Source organism: Halomonas sp., from assembly GCF_052095695.1.
GTDB lineage: Bacteria > Pseudomonadota > Gammaproteobacteria > Pseudomonadales > Halomonadaceae > Vreelandella.
In genome coordinates this window covers 1-9,298 of sequence record NZ_JBQDLQ010000116.1, presented here as the reverse complement: position 1 = coordinate 9,298, position 9,298 = coordinate 1, and the positions used below count along the sequence as shown (strand labels likewise).

Annotated in this window: 12 protein-coding genes; all 12 read right to left on the bottom strand. The window is 54.5% G+C overall.

What is annotated here, in order from left to right; genetic code table 11:
- Window positions 1-63: 63 nt before the first annotated feature.
- On the bottom strand, window positions 64-306 hold the full coding sequence (locus tag ACTH5D_RS16275; protein WP_441673039.1) for a hypothetical protein: 243 nt from the start codon (window positions 304-306) through the stop codon (window positions 64-66).
- A 217-nt stretch (window positions 307-523) separates the two neighbouring features.
- Entirely contained in the window at window positions 524-673 is a 150-nt protein-coding gene (locus ACTH5D_RS16270) for a ribbon-helix-helix protein, CopG family (protein WP_441673055.1), read from the bottom strand.
- Window positions 674-773: 100 nt separating this feature from the next.
- Window positions 774-1,208 carry a hypothetical protein gene (locus tag ACTH5D_RS16265; protein ID WP_441673053.1) on the bottom strand — a complete coding sequence of 145 codons (435 nt, stop codon included), beginning with the start codon at window positions 1,206-1,208 and terminating at the stop codon, window positions 774-776.
- A gap of 319 nt (window positions 1,209-1,527) precedes the next feature.
- A complete protein-coding gene (locus ACTH5D_RS16260) occupies window positions 1,528-2,685 on the bottom strand; it encodes a phage major capsid protein (protein WP_441673051.1) in 1,158 nt (385 codons plus the stop codon).
- A 31-nt stretch (window positions 2,686-2,716) separates the two neighbouring features.
- A complete protein-coding gene (locus ACTH5D_RS16255) occupies window positions 2,717-4,147 on the bottom strand; it encodes a hypothetical protein (protein WP_441673049.1) in 1,431 nt (476 codons plus the stop codon).
- On the bottom strand, window positions 4,144-4,494 hold the full coding sequence (locus tag ACTH5D_RS16250; RefSeq protein WP_441673047.1) for a hypothetical protein: 351 nt from the start codon (window positions 4,492-4,494) through the stop codon (window positions 4,144-4,146). The genes ACTH5D_RS16255 and ACTH5D_RS16250 overlap by 4 nt, the downstream gene beginning before the upstream one ends.
- Window positions 4,495-5,253: 759 nt before the next feature.
- Window positions 5,254-7,800 carry a hypothetical protein gene (locus ACTH5D_RS16245; protein ID WP_441673045.1) on the bottom strand — a complete coding sequence of 849 codons (2,547 nt, stop codon included), beginning with the start codon at window positions 7,798-7,800 and terminating at the stop codon, window positions 5,254-5,256.
- Window positions 7,797-8,018 carry a hypothetical protein gene (locus ACTH5D_RS16240; protein ID WP_441673043.1) on the bottom strand — a complete coding sequence of 74 codons (222 nt, stop codon included), beginning with the start codon at window positions 8,016-8,018 and terminating at the stop codon, window positions 7,797-7,799. Before ACTH5D_RS16240 ends, ACTH5D_RS16245 begins: the two co-directional genes overlap by 4 nt.
- Window positions 8,019-8,395: 377 nt before the next feature.
- Window positions 8,396-8,617 (bottom strand): hypothetical protein, encoded by a 222-nt coding sequence (locus ACTH5D_RS16235; protein WP_441673041.1) that lies wholly within the window; start codon window positions 8,615-8,617, stop codon window positions 8,396-8,398.
- On the bottom strand, window positions 8,614-8,856 hold the full coding sequence (locus ACTH5D_RS16230) for a hypothetical protein (protein ID WP_441673039.1): 243 nt from the start codon (window positions 8,854-8,856) through the stop codon (window positions 8,614-8,616). Before ACTH5D_RS16230 ends, ACTH5D_RS16235 begins: the two co-directional genes overlap by 4 nt.
- The gene (locus ACTH5D_RS16225; protein ID WP_441673037.1) at window positions 8,853-8,999 is read right to left on the bottom strand and encodes a hypothetical protein; all 147 of its coding nucleotides are present in this window, start codon (window positions 8,997-8,999) and stop codon (window positions 8,853-8,855) included. The genes ACTH5D_RS16230 and ACTH5D_RS16225 overlap by 4 nt, the downstream gene beginning before the upstream one ends.
- Window positions 9,000-9,073: 74 nt before the next feature.
- On the bottom strand, window positions 9,074-9,298 hold a 225-nt coding region (locus ACTH5D_RS16220), incomplete at its 5' end, for a hypothetical protein (RefSeq protein WP_441673035.1).

The window sequence follows — 9,298 nt, the reverse complement described above, 5'->3', positions numbered from 1 at the left end:
CAGGCTCTACCTGCGCATAGGCGTATTTTTTATACTGCTCAATTAGCTGCTTTTGTTGTGGGGTCATTGGTCAAACTCCCTTTTCAGCTCGCGCAATGCTGCAACGGCTTCGGTTGGCACCGGATAATCAGCCACACCGCCAAGCGCTTCATGGTCAACGGCTTCATCCGCTGCGATAAACTGCAATCCCAGCATTAGCCGCTTATGGGGGTCTGTCGCTGCCAGCGCCTTGAGTAGCAGAGACTCAGCGTGGTTCATATCTTTGAGCGCTTTCTCGGCGCGCTGCCGTTGCTGTTCGGTACTCATTGCGCTGACTCCATGCGTGCAAGTTGCAGTGCCAACTCTAGCACCGGTCGGCTAACTGGCTGGTCACGATACGGCGCTAGGATGCGGAGTAACGCGCTTAACGTAGCTGCATTTAATGCGGGTAATGTATACTTGCTCTGCATCGTGTTTTTCCTCAAACGTTGGCACGGTGTCATGCCCTCGGCCTGTTACAGCAGGCGCGGGGGTTTTTTATTGGCTATCGTTTAGCCAGGTATTGCTCCAAAGCCTGCCGGATAACATCAGATTTGGTGATCTTCTCGCCAGTTGCCATGCGTTGACGCTTGGCCTCATCTTCTAGCCTTGCGGATAAACGCTCATCCATTTTTACGGTGTGTGTCTTGGTCATAAGATAGTTTCCGTGTTGCTGTAATGCCAGTATTACCACGATAGACAGCCACGTCAAGGCGCTGTGCTTAAAATCTGAGGCATTGCAGGGCAGTAGGGCGCTACTTTTCACGCTGGGCGGCGTCAAACATCGCACGCGCTAGGCTGCGCAAGCCGTGGGGGTCATCATCGGCCGAGGTCGTGTCTATCGTCGTTTGTGCGTCCGTTTTGGGCGCTTCTGGCGTACTTGGTGGGGGTAGTCGGCGGAGTTGGTGAACTTCATCACGTAAGCTGGCGATCTCAGCCCGCAACGCCCGCAATTCATCCAGCAGGGCGCTACTGTCGGGTGTGTCTGGCGGTGTCTGTTTTTGTGGTGTCGGGTGTCGGGTATCGTTAGGAACGGGGCCATAAACGCGGATCATTTCAGATAGGTCTATTACCTTCTGGCCTTTGGCGTTCTGACCAGCAGATACGCGGCCTTTATCGACTGCCTCATACAAACTTGAGCGGTGCAATCCGTAAAGTTTAGCCATGCGGCCAACGGTTAATTCTGCCATGTAGGGAACTGCCGGGTTTTGTCTGGTGTGTACCCGACACTATGCCACGGCGTCAACGGGTGCGGGTAGTCTCTCTAGTAGCTTTCGGGGTCGTTCAATCCATCGTACATGGTTGTTCCCGTCTAATGAAAAGCCCCCAGTGATTGCGAATACAACCGGCTGGGGGCTTGCTTGCCACGCTCCGAGGTTGAAGCTGCACGCTGTCAGGGTTACTTGCAGAAAACCGGTGACTCGCTGACTGATACCGGCGGGGGCTTATGTCTTACGACGCCCTCCCCCCTGGGCAGACCTCCCCAGCCCGTAAAGGCTGGGGCGGTTGTTAGGCTGGCTCTGTGCCGAGTACCAGTGCCTTAACGGCTTCGGGGTTCACGATTGCGCCACCTAGGCGCTTGCGGGCGTACCAGCGCACGAACCCCGGGCGGGAATATGGGTCTCGGATAACGTCCAGACCTAAACGGTCAACGCAGGCATACGCTTGCTGGAAGTCGCCAAACAATGCGCCAGTAGTATCAGCGGCGGGGGTGTTCATGTCCTCAGCCAGCTCAATGGGATAGCCCAGCAAGGTGTCAGGAACGCCAGCGGCGAGCGACGGCTCAAAAATGTAGCGGCCTTCCAAGTCTTTAATTTTGCGCGCCTTATTTCTGAATGCGCGGGTCATCATCCAGGTGGCGTTCTCAAGGTATGGGGCTTTGAGGCTGTCCACCAGGTTAAACAGCGGTTCGGCGGTGGTCAGGTCGCCCGCTTCGCCGGTGAAGGTCGCGCCGATCTCATAGGTGTCTGGATCTGCACCCCAAGTAAAGTCGGCATCCGGTACGGTGGTATACGTCAGCATCCCGCGCGGCTTGCCGATACCGTCACCCAACAAAAATGCTTCGTTCTCCTGGCGCGTGAAGCGCTGGCCGATCTTGCCCTGTAGCCACTGCTCAATGTTGAGGTTGAGGTTCGAGTCCTCCAGCATTTGCAGGGTGGCTTCCACAAGGCAGTAGTGCTCATTCACTGTGATCTTGTGGCGTTCCATGAAGCTGGCGGCGGTCTTAGTGCGCTCGTCTAGCTCGCTGATCCAATCCGAACCCACTTCGCCCCGATCCACCAGCACTTCAAGCGCGTTGCTGCTGGTCTGCATGTTACTAGCCACGCTGCGTACTGGCGAGGTTTCACGCACCAGGGCAACGATACGGTCGCTCCACTCGCTGCGCACCGTGACGCCTTGGCCATCATTTGTGACACTTAACGCCTTGCTTTCAGCACCAGGCAAAATGCCCTTTTGAAAGAATTGCGCTAATTCGGGGTTACTGGTTGTTTCCATCTGGCCTTGACCTCCATGCGGTCGCCATTGCTTCGACTGAACTTCCACACTTTCAATGTGCTGTTCGAGCACGTTGTACTTCTGCTCCAGGTCGCTATATTTTTGCTTCACATAGTCGCTGGCTGATTTCATTTGCTCTGCAAGTTGCTGCATGCTGGCTGTCTCTGACATTGCGTAATACCTCTAGCTAGGGTTTAGGTGTTCAATCGAACCCAAACGCAGCCCATGGGGCGGCTTCGGATTCCAGAACCTCGAAAATTAAATTCGGTGGCCGTGTCGATACTTCTGCCATCACCAGAACCGCCGCGTTTGCGCGGTCATCGTGGTGGCCGCTTGGATGATCTACCTGCTCGCGCCCGCCTCTCATAGCGCGGCGCTCCAGGTTGCAGAACTGGTTGATGAGCACGTCATCGGGAGGAAGTTGAACTTGGCCGCTGTTGAAGCGTGAAAGGCTGTCGATATACAGCTGACTTTTCGGCTTGGCGGCTTGGTCGCACTGGATACCATGCTTGGCGAACTCATCAGCAGGCCAGGAACCGGCGAACCTGTCAGTTTTGATACGGTCGATGCCGTATTCTTTGAACAGGGGCGCGTATTCCTCAACGATCTGTGCCGGCTTGCCACGGCGCGCGCGGATAACGTCGATCACCACCACATCACCCTCAAGGTGGCCTATCCCCATCGTGAACTCATCAGCACCACCACCGGCGGGATCTGCCACGCCGATATAGCGAGTGCCTTTCTGATAAGGCAGCTCTAGCGGGCTGGTTCTCGCTGATTCCTCAATGATCTGGCGAGGCATGAAGTCGGAGATGTCTTGTCGAAACTCGCCTAGCCACTCGCTGCGAGCGCCTTCGGGATCATCTTGCAGGGCTTCTTCGATGATGCGCGGGTCAATGGTGGGGTTAAAGTCTTGCGTTCCCCCCTGCACCACCAGCACGTCGCCGGCCTTGCCGTAATGCTTGCGCCATTTCTGGAACAGCAGGCCTTTGCGTCGATACGGCGATGAGATGCCGATGAGCATGCCGCCAGTGGTGGCGAGGCCAGGGATTAGCGCGCGGTATAGCTCAACGTCGGGCGCGGCGCTGTCAGCGTCTTTGTAGAAAGCGCATTCATCCATGATTGACGCGATGAGGGTGCGCCCACGCACTGCTTTAAAGCTGTTGGTGGCTACTTCGATGGTCACGCGGTTGTTCAGGTCGATGCTATCGGCGTTCTTCTTGGCCACCATGCCGGCGAGGACTGGCGAGGCGTCGATGATGCCGCTTATATACCGGAACAGTACCTTGGCTTGGTCACGGTCAACGGCGATGACGCTAATCACTCCACGCTCACCAGGCTTCAACGTGTCCAGCAGGCCTTCAACCTCAACGCCCACGGTCGCGAGATAGACCGCCACTGAAGCGCTTGTATTGGACTTTGCAGAACGCCTGCCCGCTACTACCCATAACTCTCTGGCGCGGCTTGTGGGCGCTTCACGGCCGCCTGATAAGCGCTTGAATAGCTCGCTTTGCTCCTCATCCATTGGCAGCCCGAACGCACCGGATAGCACCGCGCGCCATGGCTTCCAGGTGCCACCCTCAAACGTGCCAGGCGTCAAGCCGTCGGAGTCGAGGAACTGAAGGATATTCACGCTTGCGCCTTCAAATAATCGGATAGATTCGGCACGTCTTTAGCCACGCGGTCGAGTCCAAGCGTTTTGTAGAGACCTTGAAGCGAGTTGACCGCCTGCGTCATGCGGCCAAGGTCTACATCTTCACCGCGTGCCAGGGCGCTCTCCATCTGTTCAATCACTGCCTCCTGCCATAACGCACGCTTAGCCAGCGAGCGGCGCTGGTAGGAAAGCGAGGCATGGCCGCCAAGGTCATTGGTTAGGGCGTCATAACGGGCGCGTACTGCCTGGGCTAGGCGCGTCCGACCGTCGAGCCGTTCTAGCCAGTCGTGGGTATAGCTGTCTGGTAACGCGCCTTGCTTGCTCATATCGCGGCCTATTGGGGGTGTATTCGCTGCCTATCTGCCCTCTATTATAGCATTTGTGGAAATTATTTCCACTATATGGAAATTGTATGGGCATACAGTAAAAGCGCGATAATCAAGATTATTCAGGCGTTCTGTAAGTTATTGATTTTATTAGGCCAGAAATTCAAGATAATACGGGTAATCTTGAATTTGTTGCAGCGCACAAAAAATAGCGAACTGTATATGAATACAGCAAAAGCGCTTACGACCACCGGCACTGCTCAAAACGCAGGGTAGGGGCGCATATTTCGGCGGTATACCGCGACATAGATTTCAGGTTTACGGTGGGGTGGGTAACGGTATATACCGTTAGCTGGCGGGATTACTGCCAGGTGCCAACGCTTTTATCTGGTGCTGTTACCACTGTTACCGGTGTTACCAGGTGTTACCAAGCCCTCTAGTAACAAAAAAGCTGGCAACCACGGGCTTTATCGGCGGTGTTACCGTGTTACCAGGAAAAACGCCTACTACTCCCCCTACAAATACATACCTATACCTTACTCTTCCCTTTTCATTATCAGATAAAAGAAAAAGCCGGTAACATGGTAACAACGGCTGTAAGGTGCATGGTTGAGCGGTTTTTTGTTACCAAGCCCTCCGGTAACAGCCAGTAACACCGGTAACATAATTAACAGGCTAACTTAATACAGGCACAAAAAAGCCCGACGCAATGGCCGGGCCTGGGTGCCTGTGCAGTAGGGGCCGCTACCCCCGCCGGTGTTAGCCGCTGCCCACTGGTTTGAGCATTACCGTTTTTTTCGGCTTGCTGCCGTTTATCCGGTGGTTGGTATCGCCTTTTCCATCGGCGCTCATAAGAGCCAGGATCTCAGGCTTACGCTTGCGGTAGGCGTTTACCTCGCTTCGGTCGAACGTCTCTTCTAAGAACTTATCGACCATCAGGCGGGCGCTTTTCAGATACCAGCGGCCAGAACTGGTGTCCTTCAGCATGCAGTCGCTCATGTAATGCCACTTGTGCAGCCACTCGATAGCATCCATTGCTACGCGCTCTAGTGAGTCGCTAAACCGCTCGTAAACCGTATCTAGTCCATTGCGGCCAATGAAACCGCCTAGCCAGCGCTCGGCGTGGTCTTGGGCGTCAAGCTCTGCCATTGCCTGCATAGCTTCAACTTCACGGTTCATAAACTCAGCGGCATAGGCTACCAGGGCGTTTTGATAGCGTGGCTTACCTAGCGTGTTGAACAGCTCGCGTTTATCAATGCTGCCCTTCTCGATAAAAATGCTCATGCGGTTGGCGAACTGATCTTCCACACCGTTCTCAGTCACCAGGCTAGCCACGCTCTCAGCGCTCATAAATACTTTTGCGAAAATTTCCACACTGCAACTTAACTGGTGTTTAGGTGCCAGGCTCATCTGTGATTGCAGTTGCTTGATTTCGCTTTTAACGCTTTTGAACTCATCCACTACCAAAGCGAAAGCGCGCTTGAACTCCTCGGGCGAACGGCCTACGGGCTTGCCCTCGAACATGGCTTCGATTTCACGCACTGACGTTTCAGCAGTCGCACCAATACCGCCTTGGTTGCCAATGATGCCGGTCATCAAAAAGCCTTTGCCCCAATCACTATCAGCGAGAAGCCATAGATAGGCTTTCTTGCGGTCGCGTGCAAAGCGGCTCATCACTAGGAAGGTTAGGAACTCATCAAAGCGCGGGAAGTGCTCTTTGTAGTCCGCAACTACTTCAGCGTTGTGGTGGCTGGTGTTGACGCTGAAAGGCGTATGCGTAAGTACGATGCGGGCCTTATCTTCCAGCAGTACCAGGCGCGGCACTGTGGCAAACATATCGACACGCCACTCTAGCGAATCGCGCTGATTGTGATATTTAAGATGATCGAGAATTGCCGCATCTGGTGAGAACATCACAGCGCTAACCAGCTTTTTTCGACGCTCTTGATCTTGCAGCGAGCCAGGCTCCCCGCCTAAGTCCAGCTCCTCTACGCGCTCTACTACTGCGGTTCTGTCGAGGATCTTTCCAAAGCGTTTTTGCAGGAACTTAGCCGCGTCTTTTTCTGAATATCGGTTGAGGTTTTGTAGCTCATTGAGCATGAACACTTTGCTCGAACTCCCCGACCAAAACGCACCGTTAATCATTGCGTCAATAACAGCAGCATCAGCCGCTACCTTTTCCGCTTGGGGGTCGTCTTTATTCAGTGCTAACAGGTCGAGTACGCGCTGATTGATCTGCCAGGCCAGCGAGCTAGCAGCCATTGACGGTAGGCTGACAGGCTGCCCCTCCTCCCCGCCGAACTCTTGCAGCGTGGCTGCTTTACGCTCGGCGGTGTAGGCAGCAACGGCGGCTTCTACATCGCCTTTGTGGTCAAGCTGAACATAGGCGGCCCAAGCGTCAAAAGTGCCGTGCAGCGGGTCGCCTGCGTGGTCTGAACGCCAAAGGTCATCTTTACCAGGAATAGGCCGGATGCCAGGCTCGCCGGTCGCCCCTGGGTGGCTCCAGCGGTCGATGTTAGCGTGGTAGCGGTAGCCGTGACGGTCGATAACATCGGCGGGCGTGTATTGCCGGTTATATTCGCCTCGCGTGCCTTTAGCCTCAAACGGTAGTTTTTCGCCGCTACCCATCGAAGGCAGTAAAACCGGCTTTTTCCCGTTGACAGTAAAACCAGCAGCAACAATACCCTCGTAGAATTTGCGCTCGTACTCTCTCAGCGCTTCATCATCGGTGGATAGGTAACGCCATAAGCGAGCGAAGTCATCAGGCAAACTAGGCTCATCATCAAAGCGCTTGTCGCCCGCGTATTCCTGCGAGCAAACTTGGCCGGTTTTGGTGTCGGTGTAGATAACACCAGGCACGCAGTCTTGAAGGTTGGCAGACTTGGCGCGAAGCTCTAAAACAGTTGTGCTTTTGCCTTCATCGTCAAACACTCGGAATGATAACCAACGGCACATCCCTTCAGGATCTTCTACGAAGGCAGACCGGCCACCACTACCAGGGCGGGTTGAGCGTGTGCGAACGCCAGCGCTTAACAGCTCATCCAAGTCAAAGCCCCATGCTTTAAGACCAGCGCGTGACATTTCTACATGGTCAGGGTCGATTGAACACCGCTGATTAACTGCCAGCGGGAAGCCATACCCAGTCGCATCAGGTGCGATATGGGAAGCCGCTTTCTTGTTCCAGTCATCACCAATAGGGCGCTTGGTGAAGTCGTGAAGGCGTACTAACTGGAATCCTTCATCTAAAAGGCGCTGGGCTTCTGATAAGTCGGCTTGTGGCTGTGCAAGCTGTGCTACTTGGCTCATACCTCCACCTCCCATGCGCGTAGCTGTTCAATGTCCCACTCGTCGGCTTTATCGTGACGTGCGAGCCACTCATAAACGGCGGTAGCGTCATACAGGTAGGTACGACCAATAGTTTTTTGCGGGCGCGGGAAGTCTGGCTGATCCGTCCAATAGTGAACGGTCATAGAGTGCTTGCGTAACTCACGCTGAATGGCGCGGCGGGTGATATATCGTGGCATTTGAATGCTCTCCGATTGGAAAGCAAGCTCAGGCGTATGCACCCCGTAGGCGGGAATCCCCCTGCAATTCGCGTTGCACTATGCGCGGTGCTTCGCTATTATGGGGGCAACTTGAAAGGGCTCTCACACTCCTTTCAAGTTATGCGAGTGCCGTCAACGCTCGCTAAGTTTTAGGATCTTGGCCCCCTCTGCTTAATCGTGGTGGGGGCTTTTCTTTGTGCGTGTCTATTATAACTGTGCTATTTTATAAATTCAATACAGACAAAAAACAGCTTGGCTAATTGAAACTTTCAATAGCCTCGATAGACTTAATAGATTTTCCCTATCGTCCAACAAAAAGCCCCGGCCATCTGCCAGGGCTTCGCCTATCGCCGCTGCTATAGCTCGCCTAGCGTCTCTGCCAGGAAGTCTAACGCCTCGGCCTCAGTGTCCCACTTGTAAGCGCTGCCGGATGCGTAGGAAACATGCCCATAAACGGGCGCTCTACCCTTATGCGTCGTTATGATGCGGACTGCATAGCCGCCACCACCAGCAGGCTCTACCTGCGCATAGGCGTATTTTTTATACTGCTCAATTAGCTGCTTTTGTTGTGGGGTCATTGGTCAAACTCCCTTTTCAGCTCGCGCAATGCTGCAACGGCTTCGGTTGGCACCGGATAATCAGCCACACCGCCAAGCGCTTCATGGTCAACGGCTTCATCCGCTGCGATAAACTGCAATCCCAGCATTAGCCGCTTATGGGGGTCTGTCGCTGCCAGCGCCTTGAGTAGCAGAGACTCAGCGTGGTTCATATCTTTGAGCGCTTTCTCGGCGCGCTGCCGTTGCTGTTCGGTACTCATTGCGCAGTCTCCATGCGTGCCAGCGATAACGCCAAGCCCATTATGGCCGGTGTGATCTGTTCGCCTCTATACGGCGTTAGTACACGCACCAGGGCGGCTAGTGTCGCGGCGTTCATCGCCGGTAATGTATACTTGCTCTGCATCGTGTTTTTTCCTTAAACGTTGGCACGGTGTCATGCCCTCGGCCTGTTACAGCAGGCGCGGGGGTTTTCTGTGTCTAGCCCTTGGCTTTCAGGAACTCCACCAGGGCGGCGCGGATAACATCGGCCTTAGTAACGCTATCGCCGGTCGCCATACGTTGCCGCTTGGCTTCATCGTCAAGCCGCTGGGTTAGCTTGTCATCTAATCGCACGGTGTGAACGGTGGTTTTAGTCATCATATCGGCCTTTGTGTATTGCGCGAATACAGTATTGCCGCGATAGACCACCACGTCAACACGCTG